This is a genomic window from Ralstonia sp. UBA689 (assembly GCF_002298975.1).
Lineage (GTDB): Bacteria > Pseudomonadota > Gammaproteobacteria > Burkholderiales > Burkholderiaceae > Ralstonia.
Window position 1 is genome coordinate 161,186 of record NZ_DBMV01000045.1, and the last position, 19,437, is coordinate 180,622.

Annotated in this window: 15 protein-coding genes and 1 pseudogene; 8 read left to right on the forward strand and 8 right to left on the reverse strand. The window is 66.6% G+C overall.

Annotated features, from left to right (window positions below; genetic code table 11):
* Positions 1-7 precede the first annotated feature (7 nt).
* Both B4F51_RS22630 and B4F51_RS22635 read left to right on the forward strand, forming a co-directional pair.
* On the forward strand, positions 8-1,303 hold the full coding sequence (locus B4F51_RS22630) for an MFS transporter (protein WP_296228992.1): 1,296 nt from the start codon (positions 8-10) through the stop codon (positions 1,301-1,303).
* A gap of 53 nt (positions 1,304-1,356) precedes the next feature.
* Positions 1,357-2,556: a M20 aminoacylase family protein gene (locus B4F51_RS22635; RefSeq protein WP_296228993.1), complete on the forward strand. Its 1,200-nt coding sequence runs from the start codon at positions 1,357-1,359 to the stop codon at positions 2,554-2,556.
* Positions 2,557-2,567: 11 nt separating this feature from the next.
* Here B4F51_RS22635 and B4F51_RS22640 read toward each other — a convergent pair whose 3' ends face one another.
* The 4 genes and pseudogenes from B4F51_RS22640 to B4F51_RS22655 form a co-directional block, all read right to left on the reverse strand.
* Positions 2,568-3,941, reverse strand: a complete 1,374-nt coding sequence (locus B4F51_RS22640) for an amino acid permease (RefSeq protein ID WP_296228994.1) — start codon at positions 3,939-3,941, stop codon at positions 2,568-2,570.
* Positions 3,942-4,041: 100 nt separating this feature from the next.
* Positions 4,042-4,533, reverse strand: coding sequence for a hypothetical protein (locus B4F51_RS22645; RefSeq protein ID WP_296228995.1), 492 nt, complete (start codon positions 4,531-4,533; stop codon positions 4,042-4,044).
* Between the two features lie 672 nt (positions 4,534-5,205).
* Positions 5,206-6,489 (reverse strand): annotated as a pseudogene (locus tag B4F51_RS22650) (S8 family serine peptidase); the annotation flags it as partial.
* A gap of 282 nt (positions 6,490-6,771) precedes the next feature.
* Positions 6,772-7,131 (reverse strand): hypothetical protein, encoded by a 360-nt coding sequence (locus tag B4F51_RS22655; RefSeq protein ID WP_296228997.1) that lies wholly within the window; start codon positions 7,129-7,131, stop codon positions 6,772-6,774.
* Between the two features lie 281 nt (positions 7,132-7,412).
* Between B4F51_RS22655 and B4F51_RS22660 the strand changes: the two genes are divergently transcribed.
* From B4F51_RS22660 to B4F51_RS22670, 3 genes are all read left to right on the forward strand, one after another.
* A complete protein-coding gene (locus B4F51_RS22660; RefSeq protein ID WP_296228998.1) occupies positions 7,413-7,619 on the forward strand; it encodes a hypothetical protein in 207 nt (68 codons plus the stop codon).
* Positions 7,620-7,989: 370 nt separating this feature from the next.
* On the forward strand, positions 7,990-10,674 hold the full coding sequence (mprF, locus tag B4F51_RS22665) for a bifunctional lysylphosphatidylglycerol flippase/synthetase MprF (RefSeq protein WP_296228999.1): 2,685 nt from the start codon (positions 7,990-7,992) through the stop codon (positions 10,672-10,674).
* Positions 10,671-12,470: a virulence factor family protein gene (locus B4F51_RS22670; RefSeq protein ID WP_296229000.1), complete on the forward strand. Its 1,800-nt coding sequence runs from the start codon at positions 10,671-10,673 to the stop codon at positions 12,468-12,470. Before mprF ends, B4F51_RS22670 begins: the two co-directional genes overlap by 4 nt.
* Here the strand turns inward: B4F51_RS22670 and B4F51_RS22675 are convergent.
* Complete coding sequence (locus B4F51_RS22675) at positions 12,467-13,429, reverse strand: AraC family transcriptional regulator (protein ID WP_296229001.1); 963 nt, start codon at positions 13,427-13,429, stop codon at positions 12,467-12,469. The two genes, B4F51_RS22670 and B4F51_RS22675, sit on opposite strands and share 4 nt — an antisense overlap.
* Positions 13,430-13,579: 150 nt before the next feature.
* Between B4F51_RS22675 and B4F51_RS22680 the strand changes: the two genes are divergently transcribed.
* Complete coding sequence (locus B4F51_RS22680) at positions 13,580-14,434, forward strand: NAD(P)H-binding protein (protein WP_296229002.1); 855 nt, start codon at positions 13,580-13,582, stop codon at positions 14,432-14,434.
* Here B4F51_RS22680 and B4F51_RS22685 read toward each other — a convergent pair.
* The 3 genes from B4F51_RS22685 to B4F51_RS22695 all read right to left on the reverse strand — a co-directional run bounded on the left by B4F51_RS22685 (position 14,431) and on the right by B4F51_RS22695 (position 17,879).
* Positions 14,431-16,152, reverse strand: a complete 1,722-nt coding sequence (locus B4F51_RS22685; protein WP_296229003.1) for a SulP family inorganic anion transporter — start codon at positions 16,150-16,152, stop codon at positions 14,431-14,433. The two genes, B4F51_RS22680 and B4F51_RS22685, sit on opposite strands and share 4 nt — an antisense overlap.
* A 95-nt stretch (positions 16,153-16,247) precedes the next feature.
* Positions 16,248-16,760, reverse strand: coding sequence for a signal peptide protein (locus B4F51_RS22690; RefSeq protein ID WP_296229004.1), 513 nt, complete (start codon positions 16,758-16,760; stop codon positions 16,248-16,250).
* Positions 16,761-16,958: 198 nt separating this feature from the next.
* Positions 16,959-17,879: a LysR family transcriptional regulator gene (locus B4F51_RS22695; RefSeq protein WP_296229005.1), complete on the reverse strand. Its 921-nt coding sequence runs from the start codon at positions 17,877-17,879 to the stop codon at positions 16,959-16,961.
* A gap of 112 nt (positions 17,880-17,991) precedes the next feature.
* On the opposite strand from B4F51_RS22695, the gene B4F51_RS22700 reads away from it, so the two are divergent.
* Positions 17,992-18,741 carry an SDR family oxidoreductase gene (locus B4F51_RS22700; protein ID WP_296229006.1) on the forward strand — a complete coding sequence of 250 codons (750 nt, stop codon included), beginning with the start codon at positions 17,992-17,994 and terminating at the stop codon, positions 18,739-18,741.
* A gap of 47 nt (positions 18,742-18,788) precedes the next feature.
* A complete protein-coding gene (locus B4F51_RS22705) occupies positions 18,789-19,433 on the forward strand; it encodes a helix-turn-helix transcriptional regulator (protein ID WP_296229007.1) in 645 nt (214 codons plus the stop codon).
* Positions 19,434-19,437 lie beyond the last annotated feature (4 nt).

Consider the following 19,437-nt stretch of genomic DNA (forward strand, 5'->3'; position numbering starts at 1 on the left):
CATCGAGATGGACGCCCAGATCGCCGTGCCCGCAGGCGCCCCGCGCCAGGGCACCACCGCCGTCACCCCGCATTCGAGCCGCGCCGTGGTTGCCGCCGCCATCGGCAACGGGCTCGAAATGTACGACTTCACGGTCTATAGCTTTTTTGCCGCCACCATCGGGCGGTTGTTCTTTCCGTCGAGCAGCCCGCTGGCGTCGTTGCTGTTGTCATTCGCCACGTTTGGTGCGGGCTTTGTCATGCGTCCGCTGGGCGCGGTGCTGATCGGCAACATGGCCGATCGGCGTGGCCGCAAGGCTGCACTCACACTGACGATTGCATTGATGACGGCGGGCACCGCGCTGATCGCCTTCACACCCAGCCACGCGACGATCGGGGTGGCGGCAACGGTGCTGGTGGTGCTCGGGCGCTTGCTGCAGGGCCTGTCGGCCGGTGGGGAAATCGGCGCGGCGTCGGCACTGCTACTGGAATCGGCCAGCAAGGGCCGGCGTTGCTTCCTGGTGAGCTGGCAGGCTGCCACGCAGGGGGCGGCGGCACTGCTCGGCGCGTTGAGTGCGGCCGGTGTGAGCGCCGTCCTCAGCCCCGAGGCTCTACAGAGCTGGGGATGGCGGCTGCCGTTCTTGCTGGGCTTGTTGATCGCGCCAGTCGGCATGTACATCCGCCGGCACCTGAAAGAGACGCACGAGGCTGCACCGCATGGAAGCGTGGTCGACGTGCTTCGCCAGCATGCGCGCACGTTGGTGCTGGGCATGCTGCTGATGACAGGGGCCACTGCGTCCATGTACATCCTGATCTTCTACATGCCCACGTATCTGATCCATTCGTTGCACATGCCGCCGGTCACGGCGTTTCTCACAGCCTGCGTGGCGGGGTTGACCATGCTGGTCATGTCGCCGCTATTTGGTCTGGTGGCCGATCGCCTGCCAACACGAAAGCCGATACTGTATGTCGCGTCTGCGGTCAGCCTGTCGTGCACGTACCCGGGCTTCGTGCTGCTGTCTTCCGGCGCGGGGTTGGCACTCACCATGGTGCTGATTGCGCTGGGTGTGACATTCATGGCGGTCAGCAATGGCGCGGGCGCAGCGCTGCTGATGGAAGCCTTCCCGCGCCAGCATCGCGCAACCGGCATGTCGGTGATGTACAGCCTGGGGGTGACCCTGTTCGGCGGGTTTGCGCCGCTCATCGTTACGTGGTTGCTCGGCGTGACCGGCAACCCGATGGCTCCGGCCTGGTATCTACTGGCCAGCAGTGCAATCAGCCTGGGCGCGCTCACGCTGTTCCCGACGTATCCCGGCCGCGACTGAGATTGATGCCGCGCCATCGTTGCCTTTACGCAGTCCGCCTTTGACCTCGCACCATGTACCTCGATCCGAATTCATCCAGCATTCCCCAGGCCCTGCACGTGGGCGCTCACCGCTTTGCCGAACTGCGTCATCGCATCCATGCCAATCCGGAATTGGGCGCCGACGTGCCGCACACCTCGCAGCTCGTCGCCAGCCTGCTGCGCGAATGGGGCTATGACGTGCACAGCGTCGGCGGCCACGGGCTGGTGGGGCAATTGAAGGTGGGCAACGGCACGCGCACGATCGGCCTGCGCGCCGACATGGACGCGCTGCCGATGCAGGAGCGCACAGGCTTGCCCTACGCCAGCCAGGTGGCCGGTCGCATGCATGCGTGCGGCCACGATGGCCATACCGCCACGTTGCTTGCGGCTGCCGAACACCTGGCAGCCACGCGCAACTTCAACGGCACCCTGAACCTCATCTTCCAGCCCGATGAAGAGGGACTGACCGGTGCCGTGGCCATGATGGAGGACGGCCTGTTCGAGCGTTTTCCGTGTGACGCCATCTACGCCTTTCATAACGCGCCTGGCTTGCCGCTGGGCGTGGCCGTGGTCCAGAGCGGCCCGCTTGGTGGCTCTTCGGACCGCGTGACGGTGACGTTTAGCGGGCGTGGCGGCCATGGCGCCATGCCTAACCTTGCTGTTGACCCGACGCTTGCGCTGGCGGCGTCGGTGGTGGCGTTGCAGGGCATCGTCTCGCGCAACGTTGCACCTGTGGATGCGGCTGTCATCAGCGTTGGGCAGATGCAGGCCGGGACGACCCATAACATCATCCCCGAAACGGCCATGCTCAAGTTGAGCGTGCGCGCTACCAAGCCGGAGGTGCGCGAGCTGCTGGAGACGCGCATCCGCGAGGTCATTACGCACCAGGCCGCATCCTATGGCGTGCAGGCGGAGATCATCTACGAGCGGCTGGTACCGGCCATCTGCAATACCCCTGAGCAGACCGCCATCGCGCGCCGTGCCGTGGCGAGCGTGCTGGGCGAAGAGCGCGTCATCCAGGTACCGCCGTCCTCGCAGATGGGCAGTGAAGACTTTGCCTGGATGCTGGAGAAGCGCCCGGGCTGCTACTTCGCGCTGGGCAACGGTTTGGGCGGCCAGTGGGTCGGCTGCTCGCTGCACAACGACGGCTACGATTTCAACGACAAGCTGATCCCCATTGGGGCGGCATGCTGGGTGGCGCTGGTGGAGGATCAGTTGCGCGCCGAGGGCTGATGCGCGGGTGACTACCCCCGCCGCACCTGCCGGAATACCAGCGCCATCACCAGCAGAAACGGCACACCCACCACCAGCGTCATGCGGAAATCCGTCATCCATGCCGTGCTGACGATGATGGCCGCCATCGCGACGGCGCCCATGATGGTCAGCACCGGGAAGCCCCACATGCGGAACCGCAGCGTGCGCCCTTCGCGTTCCACCGCGCGGCGGAAACGCAGGTGCGTGATGAAGATGACGAGCCACGTAAAGAGCGCGCCGAACATCGCCAGCGCCATCATCAGCAGGAACGAGTGGCCCGGCAGCACGACGCTGAGCACGGCCGCGAGCGCCGCGCCGGAGCTGGACACGGCCAGCGCGCGCAAGGGCACGCCACGTTGACTCACCACACCTAGCGCGCCGGGCGCCTGCCCGCCGCGCGCCAGGCTAAACAGCATGCGCGTGGATACATACAACTGCGCGTTCATCGACGACAGCGCGGCGGTGAGCACCACGAAGTTCATCACCCCCGCGCCGCCGGCAATGCCCAGGATCTCCATCACCCGCACGAACGGGCTCTTGCCGGTGCCGGCCTGCTGCCAGGGCACGACGGCCAGCATCAGCGCGAGCGTGCAGAGGTAAAAGAACACCAGCCGGAACAGCGTAGAGCGGAACGCACGCGTGGCGGCGGCTTCGGGCTCGCGCGCCTCGCCGGCAGCCACGGCAATCAGCTCGATGCCGAAGAAGCTGAAGATGCTGACCACCGCGCCAAACCACACACCTTGCCAGCCGTGCGGCGGGAAGCCGCCCGCGTCCACGTAGTTGTGAAAGCCGATCGGGCCGCCTGCGGGCGCACGGTAGATGGCGTAGCTCGCCACCACCAGAAAGGCGACGATGGCCACCACCTTGATCATCGAGCACCAATATTCCGCCACGCCAAACACGTCGACGCTGCTGGCGTTGATCCACACCAGCACGGCAGAGAACCCGACGATCCACACCCACGCCGGCACGCCCGGAAACCAGTACGCCATGTACACCGCCACCGCCGTCACCTCTGCGCCGATCACGAAGACGACCGCCGCCCAGTATGCATAGCGCACCAGAAAGCCGGCGAGCGGGCTGACATAATGCTCGGCATATGCGCCGAACGAACCGGTGGTGGGGTGGGCGACCACCATCTCGGCCAGGCAGCCCATCAGCAGCAAGGCAATGACCGCGCCGATGGCGTAGCTGGCGATCACGCCGGGGCCGGCCAACTGGATGGCCGCACCGCTGCCCAGAAACAGGCCTGTGCCGATCGCGCTGCCGATGGCGATCATGGTGAGTTGCGCAGATGAGAGGCGATGCTGCAGGCCGCCTTCGCGTGCGGCCAGCGCTTCGAAGCTGCCGGTGGCCTTGGTCATGGTGTCGATGCTCGGGAAAAGGCCAGGATAATACGCCCACGCATGCAAAACGCCCCGCGCAAGGGCGGGGCGTTTTGCGTAACTTCAACGGCTGGCCGGATCAGCGTGCCACGGGTTTGGCGTACTGGATCGGAATGTCCACCCGCGCCTGTGGCAGTGCCTTCATGAGCTGCGTGCGCGCATTCACGGCTTCCTGGAACGACGCAAAGCGTAGCGTGCTGAGGTTCATGTGGCCGTAGTACTGCGTCGATACCGGCGATGCGGAAAGCCCTGCCGCCGCCTGCCGCACGCTATCGACCGACACCTGCGACACCACGACCTCGTTGCGGCTCTCTCCCACCACGCCGCGCTCGTTGGCGACCTGGGTGACGGCGCTCGACGCCGCGCCGGCAGCCTTGGCCCGGGAGCCGGTGGAGAGCACCTTGAACGACTGCGATTCGATGTGAACCACCGGCGCACTGGCATATTGCGACAGCTCTTGCGCCGACAGCCGCTTGCCGACCGTGAGGTCAGCCGAAGCCGCCTGGCACACCGTGGCAACCGAAAGGAGCGCCGCCAGCGCAGCAGTCTTGAAAACAGATGGATTGATCATGTTGAAAGGTCTCCCGGCGGCTTACTTGGCGGCGATCACGCGGTACTCGACAGCGAGCGGCGTGGCGAGGGTCACGGTCTGCGTACCACCTTGCGGTTGATACGTGGTGCAGGCGTTGGTCGGTACGCCGCTCACGGCGTAGACCTCCCAGGTGCCTGCGGCGTTCTCGCCGTAGAAGGCATAGCTGCCCAGGCCGTAGTTGCTGACGCTGCTGACCCCGTTTTCATAGTAGCCGTTGTACGGCAAGGACAGCGCCGACACCGTGCCCGACGGCGACTTCACGAAAAAGCCTACGCTGCCGACGCAGACCGAGCCCGAGACGCGCAACTGCAGCGCATCCACCTTGTCAGCGCCCGTCACATTGAATTGGCCGAGCTTTTGCACGGAGCCGTAGTTCAACTGGTTGACGTTGCCGAAGGCCGCCGCGAAATTCGGCACCGACAGCGCGGCCGGCCTGTAGGTGGTGGTCGCCTTGGCCATCTTGACGGCAGCAGATGCATCGGCCAGGCCGAAGCCGTACCAGGTTGAATACGCGTTGCCCGCGCCGTTGGTCTGCCAGCCGTAGTCCAGGCGGGCCGTGGTGGCGCCGTCGGTGAGCGTGGCGCTGGTATCTGCGGTGGCATTGCCGGTACGCAGGTCGATCCTGACGTTGCGGCCGTCGCGGCTACCGTAGTCGGGGTCGATCTTGCGGGCGGTAGCGCGCAGGATGTCGCGCACATCGCGCCAGGTCAGGTTGGGGTTGGCGGCCAGCATCAGCGCCACCACGCCCGACAGCGTGGGCGTGGCCGCCGACGTGCCGTTCATGCTGGAGTAGTTGCAGTTGGCGTTGTCCTTGATGTTGGTGGCCGAGCCGCCCACGGCAAAATCATTCGGGCCAGTGACACCGTTGCGGCTGTAGCCGCGTGCGCAACCGGAAAGATCGGTCGAGAAGATCATCGGGCCGCTGCCGGTTTCACCGTACTTGCCGCCGTTGCCGAATTCACCGCCCAGACCGGTGATCCAGTTGACGGCACCCGCGTTCGAGTAGCTCGACTTGATGCCCATGGCATTGGCCGCCCCCACCACGATCACGCCGGGTTCGAGCGCCTCGGGGTCGTTGGCTGGGTTTTCGCAGCCGATCATGCCGCTGTTGCCCACGCCGGGACAGGTTCGCGGTGGTAGCGTGGGGCCGTCGTTGATGCTCTCATACTCGTTGCCGGAGGCCTTCAGCATGACCAGGCCCAGGCCGTTGCGCAGGTTCGGGAAGGCGCGCACCGCCGCCTGCGTAGACGTTGCCGTGTCGTACTCCAGGGGCGCAGGCGGATTTGCCCCGTACGATGCATTGATGATGTGAGCGTTCTTCGACCAGTCAGCGCCACCATAGGCTGCATTGGTGTCCGGGTTGGCCGCGTCGATGTAGCGTGCGCCGCCCAGCGTCGCACGCGGGGCAATGCCCATGACACCCTTGCCGTTCTGCGCTGCGGCGATGATGCCGGCCACGTTGGTGCCGTGCGCGTCGATGATGTTGGCCGGAATATTCGCCGGCGTCGGGTCGCTCATGCCGTCGTCAAAGTTGTACGTCATCGACGTATTGACGTTGGCCGACAGGTCTTCGTTGCGAATGTCGACACCGTCATCCAGCACCAGCACGTTCACGCCCTGGCCCTTGATGCCGGCGGTGTGCGCATCTTCCACGTCGAGGTCAGTCGTGCTGTTGGCGACCAGGCCGAACGCGGCAAAGAAGCTCGTGGCCTGCTTGAGCGCCCATTGGTAGGCGTAAAGCGGCTCGGTGCTGCCGGTCTGGCACGCGTACTTGACGTCGACGCCGGTTTCCGCGCAGCCCGATGCCGGCGTGTTGCCGCCGGTGTTGCCGGCATTGCTTGCAGTGCTGCTTGGCGAATCTCCGCCACCGCATGCAGTCAGAGCCGCAGCGGCAAGGAGCGTCAAGACCAGCGTTTTCCCCGTAATGCTCTTCACGAGACCCCCGTTTGTCGTTATGCGTTATGCGTTGTGTGTTGTGCAAAGGACGGTATGTCCATCATTTTCCGGACCTGTCGGGCGAAGAGAGCGCACGAAATCGTGCTCGCCGCAGACGCATGGGCGCCGATCAGGTCGGGCCGGATGCTCGCATGCGCGCTGTGGAGGATTCAACTAAGAATGCGGAGCTGGCCGCGGATTGGTGCGGCCGTCGCGAGAACCTGTCAGCGCGTCTCAGGGCAGACGCGCACAGGAGGTGGGTTATGTGGGGACGTGAGCCTGTTAGGCGAGCCGCCAGGTTTCAGCGCATCTGTGTGAGCCAGGTCCGCCAATCCTTGTGCTGCATGAAGGGCAGGGCGGCGGCACGGCCTTCGTGCGCCAGCATGCGGGTTTCGCGCGGCGACATGCCGGAAGCGTGTCGTCTGCCGTGACGATGCCCGGGTGCACGGCCACGCCGATGCTCTTCGTGAGCTTGCCGTGCGTGCTGCCTTCGTTGGGCTCGCCAAGGGCCAGCGCGTCGACGCGCATTTCCCAGAGTGACAGGGCTGTCAATGCGGTCTGCGCCAGCGACAGTGCCGAGGCACCAACGATCAGCAGGGGCGAGCGCCGCAGGAAGGCGCTGATGGCGCGCTGTAACGGCATGCGCGTAATTGTAAAAAGATTGAAATCGCTGTGTTGAATTGTGTACCGAACTCCACTTGGCTTCGCAATATCGCCTAGCGCGTTTGTCGGGTTAGCAATCGTTTGCGTGTGGTATTGGTGCTGATTCTGATCAAGGCGGTTAGCGCCTCAGGCGCATGGCTTGCTGAACCGTAGCTGAGTAGGGTTCGCGCCGCATGCATATGGGCAGCCGGCAGATATTCGCCAATGACCCCTGTTACGCCCCCTTTGCCTATTCTGGGTAAGCATCCTTGGAGAATGTCATGCCCGACGATCGCGCTTCGTCCACCCCCAGCCCCACGCCCGCCAACTCGCAACCGCCCGGGTCCGACTCGCATGAGGAGGCCCTGCTGGATGAGGGGCTGGAAGAAACGTTTCCTGCCAGCGACCCGGTATCCATCGATACCGGTAAGCACGGGGTGTCGCCAAAAGCGCCAGCAAAAGCGCCGGGGGCTGCTCCCAGGCCGTAAAATGCGGGTTGCGTGTCAACGGAACGGTCCGACGGGTGGTTGTTATGACGGACCGTATTGCGTAGCACCATAAACAACGTGCGAATCCAGCACGCGCGAACACGCGAGGGAAACCGGTGCGCCGGTCGGAAGCGGTTCCGGCCAGGACGACAACAAGCCAGCACCGGCAAGTCGGGTCCAATCATGATGTCGGTGCCGCGCATGCGGCCTCGGCTGTCGACCGGGGGATGGTCTCCGGGCGTTTTGCTTGCCGCCGTCTTCCGCCAGCGCGTCTCGGGGTTCGTCCAAGGTACCGCGCCAGCCTCCGCCATCTGCCATCCAGGGCCAGGGCGGGGGCGTCGCCCTAGCCAGCGGGATATCGTTTTTCACCATGCCTGACGCTGCGTCAAACGACGCCAGTCAACAACCGCGCCGATCGTCGACCGGCCCGGCCAGTCCGACCAACCGCGCCGCGCCCGCCGACGGCGCCACTTCTGCCGCGCCTGCCGCCACCTCGCGTGCGGATGCGCGCCCTGATTCCGGCTTCGGCCTGGGCGGCTGGATCGTGACCGGCATCGTGTTGATCCTCGGTGCGCTGGTGTTTGACAGCCTGTATGCGTTGCTCGACGACGTGCATTACGCCGACCTGGTCGCCGCACTGCAGAACACGCCGCGCTCGCACCTGTGGCTGGCTATCCTGGCCACCGCTGCGAGTTATCTCGCCCTGACCGGCTACGATGCTTCCGGCCTGCGCTATGTCGGCGCGAGCGTGGCGCCGGCCACGGTCGCCACCACATCGTTCATCGCCTATGCGCTGGGCAACACTGTCGGCCTCGGTTCGCTGACGGCCGGGTCGGTGCGTGCGCGCCTGTACACGGCGGCCGGCCTCGATGCGGCCCGCGTGACCGAGGCGGTGGCCTTTGACGCCAGCGCGCTGGGCGTGTCCACCACGGCGTTCGGCTCGGTCGGGCTGTTGTGGGGGGCGTCCCACATTGCTGCCATGACGCACCTGCCGGCCTCGCTGCTCGAAGCGGTTGCGCTGCTGGTGCTGGCAGGAGTGATCGCGGTGCTGGCGCTGTGCATGCGGCGGCGTCACGTCACGCTGTTCGGACGGTGGGAAATCCGCCCGCCGCCGCCGGGGCTGGCCGCACGCCAGTTCGCCATCTCTGCGGCGGACCTGAGCGCGGCGGCGGCGGCGCTCTGGGTGCTGATGCCGGCGGGTGCGGTCGACCTGCCCACCTTTGTCGCGTTCTATGCACTGGCCGTCACGCTGGGCGTGTTGAGCCAGAGCCCGGGTGGCCTGGGGGTGTTCGAGGCCGTCATCCTGCTTGGCTGCAGCGGCCACGCACCGCCGGCCGAAGTGCTGGCCGCGTTGCTGTTCTACCGCGCCATCTACTTCCTGCTGCCGCTGGTGGTGGCCGCCGCCATGCTGGGCGTGTTTGAACTGCGCTCGGGGGCGGGGGCACCATTCGGCCGCGCGGCGGTCAAGCTGTCGCCCGGTCTGCTGGCTGCGCTGACCATGGTGGCGGGCGTGATGCTGCTCGTCTCCGGCATGACCCCGGCCAGCGACGAAGCCGAAGATCTCCTGCGCATGCATGTGCCGCTGTTCGTGGTGGAAGCCTCGCACATGATCGGCAGCGTGGCGGGTCTCGTCATGCTGTTTGTCGCCCGTGGGTTGCTGCACCGGCTGGATGCCGCGTGGTGGGCGGCGCTGGTGCTGTCGCTGCTCACGGGCGTGCTGGCGCTGCCCAAGGGCATTGCCGTGTCGGAAATGGTGGTGCTGGTTACGCTGGCGGTGCTGCTGATCATCTCGCGGCGGCAGTTCGACCGGCCGTCGTCGCTGTTCTCGCAGCGGCTGGAGCCCGGCTGGCTGATTGCCATGGCGTGCGTGTTTGCGGCCTGCGTGTGGATTCTGTTCTTCGCCTACCGTGAAGTCGCTTACGCCAATCAGCTCTGGTGGCAGTTCACCTTCGACGGCGATGCACCGCGTTCCATCCGTGCGCTGATGGCGGTGGCCGTCACCGGGCTCGGCTTCGGCATGTGGCAGCTCTTCCGCCGCGAGCCGGGCGTGACCACTTGCCCGAGCGCCGAAGAGCTTGCACGCGCGGCCGAGATCATCCGCAAGCAGCCCGCCGCCGATGCCACGCTGGCGCTGATGGGCGACAAGAGCCTGCTGTTCTCGCCGTCGGGCAACGCTTTCATCATGTATGCCAAGCAGGGGCGCTCGTGGGTGGCGCTGTCCGACCCCGTGGGCGCGCAGGGGGAGTGGCCCGAACTGATCTGGCGCTTCATCGAACTGGCCGATGCGCACGGTGGCCGCGCCGCGTTCTACAAGACGCGCCCGCAGACGCTGCCGCTGTACCTCGATGCCGGCTTGCGCGCCTACAAGCTGGGTGAAGAGGCGTATGTGTCGCTGCCCGAATTCAGCCTCAAGGGCTCGCGCCGTGCCAACCTGCGCCATGGCGTGACGCGCGGCGAGCGCGAAGGGCTTTCCTTCGAGATCGTGCCGACGGAGGGCGTGCCGGCTGTGCTCGAAGAGCTGCGCGCCATCTCCGACGAATGGCTGCGCAACCAGAACGCGCGCGAGAAAGGCTTCTCGCTCGGTGCATTTGAAGACCGCTACGTGATGAGCCAGCCGGTGGCCATCGTGCGCCGCGAAGGCGCCATCCTCGCCTTCGCCACGTTGATGTGCCCCGATGTGCTGCGCATTGAAGCCAGCGTGGACCTCATGCGCCAGCGCGCCAGCGTACCGCCCGGCACCATGGATTTCCTGTTCGGCAAGCTGATCCTGCACTTCCAGGCCGAGGGCTACCAGCGCTTCGGTCTGGGCATGGCGCCGATGTCGGGCATGGTTGAGCATCAGCTTGCGCCGCGCTGGCACCGCTTCGGACGGATGATGTTCCGCCACGGCGCGCGCTTCTACAATTTCAGAGGGCTGCGCAATTTCAAGGACAAGTTCGAACCGGTGTGGGAAGCCCGCTACCTGCTCGCACGCGGCGGGTTGGCGCCGCTATTCACATTAACGGACGTTGCCGCGCTGATCGGCGGCGGGTTGAAGGGAGTGATCTCCAAATGAATGGCCACGCACCGCGCACGCAAGAGGCGCGGCACAGGGGAGTGAACAGCAGTGGATGGCACGGCTGGTGGGGTTGGCGTCTGGCTGCAATCGGCATGGCCATCGCCTCCAGCCTGGGTAGCCACTGGGCCACGGCTGCCGATGCACCGGCAGCCGCCTCCGCACCCAAGCCCACGCCGGTGCAAGGCCCGGTGCTGGTGCCGCCCGTCGGCATGACGGGCGCCAGCGGTGTCACGGCTGCCCCGCCGCAGGGTGATATGCCGCCGCGCCTGCAGATGAGCGCGGCCGCAGTCACCGCCAACAAGGCGGCCAATGGCGGTGTGCTGGCGCTGCCCGTGGTGGCGCCAGCCACACCGGCCGCCGTTCCCGGCGTTGCGGAGTTTGTCACGCACGGCCGATTTCGCGACGTACCGGTCTACAAGCCCAAGGGCGAGATCCGCTCCGTCGTGCTGATGCTCTCGGGCGATCTGGGGTGGACCGCCGAGGCCTCGCGCATGGCGCAGGGGCTGGCGGCACAGGGTGTGCTGGTGGCGGGCCTGTCCACGCCCGCGCTTTTTGCCAGCCTGGAGGCCGACCTGGGCGATTGCGCATTCCCCGATGGCGACCTCGAAAACTTCAGCCGCTTCCTGCAGGCCTACGAGAAGGTGCCGGGCTATTACCCGCCCATTCTCGTGGGCGATAACGAAGGCGGCGCGCTGGCTTACGCGATGATCGCGCAGGCGCGGCCCAACATCTTTGCCGCAGCCATGTCGATCGAGTTCTGCCCGGTGCTGGAGCTGCGCAAGCCGCTGTGCAAGGGTGAGGGCGTGCACTTCAGCCGCCGCATGAGCGAGAGCCGCACCACGGCCAAACGCACCAAGCCGCCCGAGAACGCAGGCGTTGTGCTGCTGCCGGCCACCAGGCTGTCGGCGCCGTGGGTGGTGCTGCAGTCGAGCAACCCGACCTCATTCGCACGTCGCTCGGGCCCGCTGTGCGAGGCGCGCGCCACGCACACCTTTATCGAGACGATCTCGGGCGCGCAATCGGTCGCCTTGCCGGCCGTGCAATCTGCCGCGCCGGGCGGTACCAACGTGCCTCCGGTGACCGAGAGCGAACCTTTCAAGGCGGCCTTCGCCAGACTCGTCGCGCAGCGCAAGCCGCCGCCCCCGCCGCCGCCCGCAGCCGTGTCGGATCTGCCTGTGATCGAGGTTGCCGCGCAGCCCGGCACGTCATCGGAATTGTTTGCCGTGCTGCTGTCGGGTGACGGCGGCTGGGCGGGGCTGGACAAGGAAGTGGCCGCCGCATTGTCGAAGTCGGGTGTGCCGGTGGTCGGCGTCGATTCGCTGCGCTACTTCTGGACGCCGCGCACGCCGGCCTCCGCTGCGGCCGACATCGACCGCCTGATGCGCTTCTACGGCGCGCGCTGGAAGAAGGGCAAGGTGTTGCTGATCGGCTATTCGCAGGGCGCGGACGTGCTGCCCTTCATCGTCAATAGGTTGCCGGCCGCGTCGCGCGAGCATGTGGCGCTGGCCGTGATGATGGGCCTGGGCAAGCGTGCGGATTTTGAATTCCACATGACCAACTGGATGTCGAGCAGTTCATCGGGGTTGTTGATCCTGCCCGAGGTGCAGAAGCTGCCCACAGGCCTGGGCATGTGCATCTACGGCAAGGATGAGAAGGATTCCAATTGCCCCGGCCTGGACCCGAAGCAGGTTCAGCTCGTGAAGCTGCCCGGCGGTCACCACTTCGATGGGGATTACGCCAAGCTGGCGCGCATCATCCTCGACGGCGCGAGCCGGCCGGCGGCTACGCGCTAAGCCGCTTCCTGGGCGGGGCTGCGTCGTGCCGCCCCGGGTGTCATCCCGTTGAACCGCTTGAACGCCCGGCTGAACGCCGCCTCCGACTGGTAGCCCAGGCGGTTGGCGGCTTCGGCCAGCGGCAGGCGCTCTTCCTGCAGCCAGCCCAGCGCGATCTGCATGCGCCAGCGAGCCACGTACTGCATGGCGGGTTCTCCTACCAGCCGCGTAAAGCGCGCGGCAAATGCCGAGCGCGACATGGCGGCCTCGCTGGCTAGCGCGCCCAACGTCCATTCCCGCGCGGGCTCGCGGTGGATCAGCGCCATCGCCCGGCCGATCTGCTTATCCTGCAACGCCCCCACCCAACCGCTGCGCGCGGCCGGATCGCGCTCGATCCAATCGCGGATGGCGAGGATGACGAGAATGTCCGCCAGCCGCGTCACCATGGTTTCGCCGCCGGGCTGCGGCGTGCGTGCCTCGGCGGCCATGAAGCGCAGCGTCTGGTCGATCCACTGTGCGTGCGGCGACTGGCGGCTGTCGATGCACAGCGCCGCCGGCAGCAGTGCCGCCAACCGTTGCGCGGCGGGGTGGCCGAAGCGAACCGCGGCGCAGATCATCTGCGCGGGCTCGCCGCCGCCGCCGTGGCGCAGCACTTCGTAGCGCTCGCTCATCAGCTCGCGCGGCAAGTCGAACAGGCCAGCGCAGGCCACGCCCGGCTGGCTGGTCAGCCGGTGCCCGGTGCCGCGCGGCACGATGGCCAGGTCACCGGGGGCAAGCTGGCGGGGCGCTTCGCCGTCCAGCTCCAGCCAGGTGCGGCCGCTGGCGACCACATGCAGCATCATGCAGTCGGGCATGGGCGGCAGAGCCAGCCCCCACGGGGCGGAGAACTCCGAGCGGCAATAAAACACACCACTCATGCGCAGGAAGTGCAGCGCTTCGCCCAACGGGTCGATGTGGGTCCAGGGTGGCGGCGTGTTCATGAATGTGAGTGGCTCCCGGCGAGCGACGCGCACATTGTGCGCCGATCTGGACGATCGAGCAGTAACCACGGACGTCGGATCACATCAGGAATGGCTCCGATTTCCATACTGGAGGCAGTCTTTCACTGCAACGTCTCCAGGAGTTCTGCCATGCCGATCGTCCAATCCTCTCCCGTTTCCTCCGTCCTCGTTCTGGGCGCTACCGGCAAGACCGGTGCGCGTGTCGCCCAAGGCCTGCGCGCACGCGGCGTGACCGTCCGCGAGGGTTCGCGCAACGCCACGCCGGCCTTCGACTGGGAAGACCCGAGCACCTGGTCGGCGGCGCTGGCCGGCATGGACGGGGTCTACATCACCTACCAGCCCGACCTCGCCGCGCCGGGTGCCGAGGCTGCCATCTCTGCGTTTGTCGATGTGGCCAAAGCGGCTGGCGTGCGCCACCTCGTGCTGCTCTCCGGCCGGGGCGAGCCCGCCGCACAGCGCTGTGAGGCCATTGTGCAGAACAGCGGACTTGCGTGGACGCTGCTGCGCGCAAGCTGGTTCAACCAGAACTTCAGCGAAGGCCATCTGCTGGAGCCCGTGCTGGCTGGTGTCATTGCGCTGCCTGCCGGCAACGTCGCCGAGCCGTTTGTCGATGCGGGTGATCTGGCCGACGCCGCCGTCGCCGCCTTGAGCGATGCGCGCCACATCGGCCAGTTGTACGAACTGACTGGCCCGCGCGCGCTGACCTTTGCCGAGGTGACCGAGATCCTGAGCGATGCCCTCGGCCGCAACATCCACTATCAGCCGATGGAGACAGGCGCGTACGTGGACATGCTCTCCGACTACGTGCCGCGTGACTTCGCAGAATTCCTGGGCGGGTTGTTTGCCGAAGTGCTCGACGGCCGCAATGTGCATGTGGCCGATGGCGTGCAACGTGCGCTGGGCCGGGCGCCGCGTGACTTTGCCGACTACGTGCGCGAGGCTGCCGAGTCGGGTGTCTGGGGTGCGGTGGACGCGCTGCGCTAGGCGGCGCCGGCCGTTGCGTTGGTTGCCAATGACTGCACGCACTCATCCACGCTCAACTCATGCAGCATCTCGGGCCGCAGCGTGTCGTCCGTGGCGCGTTGCAGGGCGGTCAGCGCTCTTGGCTTGAGCCGTACGAACATCAACTGCAGGCCGCGCGCCGCGCATTCGGCGGCAAAGATGCGCAGCGCTTCGATGGCCGAGCCGTCCACGTCAGGGGATTCTTCCAGGCTGAGCATGACAGTGTGCAGCGGAGGCTCTTGCGGCTCCCGCAGCAGCGTGCGCACCGTGCCCAGCACGCGCTCGGTGTTGGCGAAGAACAGGGGCACCTCCGGCCGCGCAATCAACACGCCGGGCAGCGCCTTGGCTTCCGGGTGCAGGGACACATCCACGAAATCGTGGCTCTCACGCAAGCGGCCGAGCACGCTCACGTTGGGCTCCGAGAGCTTGCGAAGTGTCAGCAGCAGGCTCACGCCAATGGCGGCCAGCAGCCCGTGCAGCACGCCCAGCACCAGCACGGCCAGCAGCGCGGCAATCACGACCAGGCGGTCCCGGTGCCACGTCCAGTACGGTTTGAACACACTCGGATGCAGCGAATGGCTGACCGCAAAGATCACGATGGCCGCCAGCACCGGCTCGGGAATGCGCGCGAGCTGCGGCAGGAACAGCCACACGATCAGTGCCACCACGGCTGCCGCACAGAGCCCGGCCAGCCGCGACTGCGCGCCTGCCGCTTCGTTGGCGGACGTGGCCGAATACCCCGCACCGACCGGCATGCCGTGCAGCAGGCCCGAGAGCAGGTTGGCGCAGCCGAGTGCCACCAGGTCGCGGTTGGCGGAGATGCCGTCGCCGTGCTTGAGCGCGAAGTTGCGGATCGAGCCGTACGACTCGGCATAAAGGATGAGCAAGAGCGCAAAGCCCAGTTCGGCGCTTTGCATCCACGCTGTGCGGCTGAGATTGGGCACGCCAAAGCTGATGTTCTGCAGGTCGATATGGCCGACCATCGCAATGCCATGGGCGTGCCAGTCAGACCAGTAGCCCGCCGCGATGGCCAGCACGATGACGACGAGCGTGGCCGGAATGCGGCCTCCCCATCGCCCAAGGCCGAACAGCAAGGCGAGCGCGATGGCGCCCAGCGCGGTGCTATACGGGTTGGCGCCGGCCGCGCCGCTTACAAGGTCTAGCGCCATGCGCGGCGTATCGCCGTGGTGCACGGCCACGTCGAGGATCTTCGGCAATTGCTTGATGGCAATGGTCAGCGCCAGCCCGAATGTGAAGCCGCGCAGCACCGGCCGCGCGATGAAATCCGACATGCCGCCCAGCCTGGCCATGCCCGCCAGGATGAACAGCAGCCCCGTGGCAATGATGAGCGCGGCCGCCAGCGTGAGCGCCGTCGTGCCGTTGGTGCCCGGCTCCGAGAGCACTGTCGCAAACAGCACGGCGGCCGACGACGATGTGGCCGAGACGATGGCAAAGCGGCTCGAGCCGACCAGCGCATACACCACCAGCCCCGAGAGCAGCGCGATCAGGCCGGCCTGCGGTGGCAGGCTGGCGATGCCCGCATACGCAACAGCTTCGGGCAGCAGCAGGCCCGCAATCGAGAATCCGGCGATGACGTCGCGCAGCATGCGCTGCCGCGGCGGCAGGGGTGATTCGCCTAGCGGCACGTAGTGCTCGGGGTGCTGGAGGGCGGTGGCGGGATGTTCGTAGCGGGGGGGCATACAACGCTGCGGTGAGGCAACAAACGGTGAAGCAACAAAGGAATACGCCGCGACCCGGGTGGGCCGCGGCGTAAGGGATGCGCTCCTGGCGCGGCTTACTTTGCGCAGGCCTTGCCGTGGCTCGGGCGCATGCCCTGGGCCTTGGCGTCGGCCTCGGTCATATATTCGCCCTGCTTGGTCTTGCCGTAATAACGGTCACCCGGGCAGTGATAGACCTTGGTGCCGGAATTGGCCCAGACCTTGTCCGGGCCGCCACCGGGGGCAGCACCGGTGGCCGCTGCTGCTGGCTTGGCAGGCATGGCGGCAGCCGGCTTGGCCGGTGCGGCTGCTGGTGCTGTGGCCGGCGCTGCAGCCGGTGCCGTCGGCATGGCCGCAGCAGGCGCAGCGGCAGCCGGTGCGCTGGCGGCGCTGGCTTTCTTGTCGACGCCGCCATGGCCGCGGCAGGCGCCCTTGAGCGTTGCGCCGGTGTAAGGCGTGCCGTCTTTGCAGACCGCATGGACAGCGGCGGGTGCTGCAGCCGGTGCGGTGGCAGGCGCCGCTGTGCCCTGCGCAAACGCCGAGCCCATCACCAGCGCGCCCATCGAAAACATCAACGCAGACAGTTTCATGTCGAGACCCTCAACGAGGCACGGAGATACGTGCGTAATCGAATAACGCCAGGCCCGGGCTTGCGTTGACCAAACCGAGGGTTTGCCTGAAGACAAATGCTCCGGTGTTGATCATTCCGCAACAGTTGGCGCGGTTTGTGTGTCAGTTGTCGGCCGACCGGTCCCAGCATAGGCGAGATGACATGGCAGGGCGAGGTTTCAGGCAAAGCTGTCGACACCCTGCACAAGGCGCTGGGCCAAACGTGGCTGGCGCAATTGTTCAAGCCACCACTGAAGCGCGCGGCCCTCGCCATCGCCGCTGCGCCAGCCGACGTAGAGCACGTTCGGCTCGCGCGGGTCTGCCGTGCGTTTTTCCACCAGCTCGCCGCGCGCGAGCAGCGATGCCACGCGGTGCCTCGGCAACCAGCCAACGCCCAGGCCGTCTCGCTGTGCGAGCGTCTTGGCGCGCATGCTGGGTACGGCCAATGTCGGCTGTCCGCCGAGCATGCCGTAAGCGCGGCCTGCGGTTGAGCGCGCTGAGTCGGCCACCACCACGGCGCGATGCCGGGCGATTTCCTCGCGCGTAAGCGGCGCCTGGATGGTCGCCAGCGGGTGCCGTGGCGCCACGGCAAACACCCACTCCACCACGCCAAGCTCGAACCACCCCAGGTTGGGAATGGCCGGCGGCTCGTTGGTGGCGCCGATGACGAGATCCGCACGGCCGTCGCGCAGCGCTTCCCATGTGCCCGCCAGCACCTCGTGCGTGATGCGCAGCGCCACGCCCGACTGCAGCGCATCAAACGCATGCATGGCTGGCATGAGCGATTCGAACTCCAGCAACTCGTCCGTCACGATCCACAGCCGGTCTTCCCAGCCGTTGGCGACCTGCCGCACGCGCTGCGTAACACGCGACACGTCCTGCGCCAGCCGCGCAGCCTCTGCGGTGAGGAGTTGCCCGGCACGCGTGAGCTGCAGCCGATAGCGACGCCGGTCAAACAGCAATGCATCGAAGCGTTGCTCCAGTTGCCGCGCCGCGTACGACACGGTCGATGGTGCCTTGCCCAGTTGTGCCGCCGCCCGCGACAGGCTGCCCGTCTGGCGAATGGCTTCCAGCAGGGCCAATTCTTCATTCGACAACATGTGCAATTCCTTCGAACGTGTCGATCGTTCCGATCGTATGGCAAACCGCCAGCCCGCGTCCACACTGCAGTCACGCGATTGTTCAAGTTCAACTTTCCTACTGGAGGGCATCATGAATCGCTTCGAAGGCAAGACTGTTCTGGTCACTGGCGGCAACAGCGGTATCGGTTTGGCAGCCGCCCGGGCATTTGCGGAGGAAGGCGCACGTGTGGTCATCACCGGCCGTGATGTAGCAGTGCTGGAAACGGCGCGCGCCACGCTGGGTAACAACGCCATCGCCATCCGCAATGAAACCGGCACCGCAGCCGCCGCGCGCGACCTGGCCCGCCAACTGACCGAAGCCGGTGTGCGGTTGGACGCAGTCTTTATCAACGCAGGCATGGCCCGGTTTGCATCGTTGGCTGAGGTGGACGAAGCCCTGTGGGACGCTACCTTCAACGCCAACGTGAAGGGTGCGTTTTTCCAGATCCAGGCGCTGCTGCCCATCCTCAACCCGGGCACGTCGATCGTGCTCAATGGCTCGATCAACGCGCACATCGGCATGCCGAATTCGTCGGTGTATGCGGCGAGCAAGGCGGCGCTGATCTCGCTGGCGAAGACGCTGTCGGGTGAGCTGATCGGCTCGGGCATCCGCGTGAACGTGGTCAGCCCCGGCCCTGTGGCGACGCCCCTGTACGGCAAGCTGGGCCTGGATGCCGACACGCTGGCCGCCACCGCCGCCCAGATTCAGGGCCAAGTGCCGCTGGGCCGCTTCGGACAGCCGGCCGAGATTGCCGCCACGGTGCTGCATCTGGCGGCGCCGGAATCGGCCTTCATTGTCGGCGCGGAAATCATTGCCGATGGCGGCATGAGCCAACTGTAGAGATAGAGCGTTGACGAAATGTCAGCAATTGACGTATTGTCAGCGCCATGACACTCGCCGAAGAAAACCACCTCCTGCTGCGCGAAGGCCGCAAGATTGTCGAGGCGCTGGGCAAGACGCTCGCCCCGCTGGTGGAGGTCGTGCTGCATGACCTGACCGATCCCGACCATTCCGTCGTCGCTATCGCCAACAACCTTTCCGGCCGCCAGGTGGGCGACGCCGCTACCGAGATGGGCCTGGCGCGCGTGGCCGATCCAGGCTTCCCGGAGGTCATCGAGAACTACGCCAACCGGTTTCCCGACGGGCGGCCGGCCAAGAGCACGTCCATCGGCCTGAAGAACAGCCACGGTGATTACGTGGCTGCCATCTGCCTGAACATGGATGTGTCGATGCTGAGCGCCGTGACCGCTGGCCTCACGCAACTGACGCGTATTGATGTGGCCGCGCCGCCGGTGCCGGAATCCCTCACGTCGCGCCGCGTGGAAGACGTGCGCGCCGCGCTGGAACGCTTTGCCGCCGCGCGCAACACCACGCCCATGGCCCTGACGCTCGACCAGCGCCGCGAGGCCATGCGCGAGCTGGCCGACAGCGGCCTGCTGAACTTGCGCCGCGCGCTGGCCGAAGTCGCGCAAACGCTGGGCGTGGCGCGCTCCACCGTCTACACCTACCTTCCCGAAAACGCCTCAACCTGAGCCC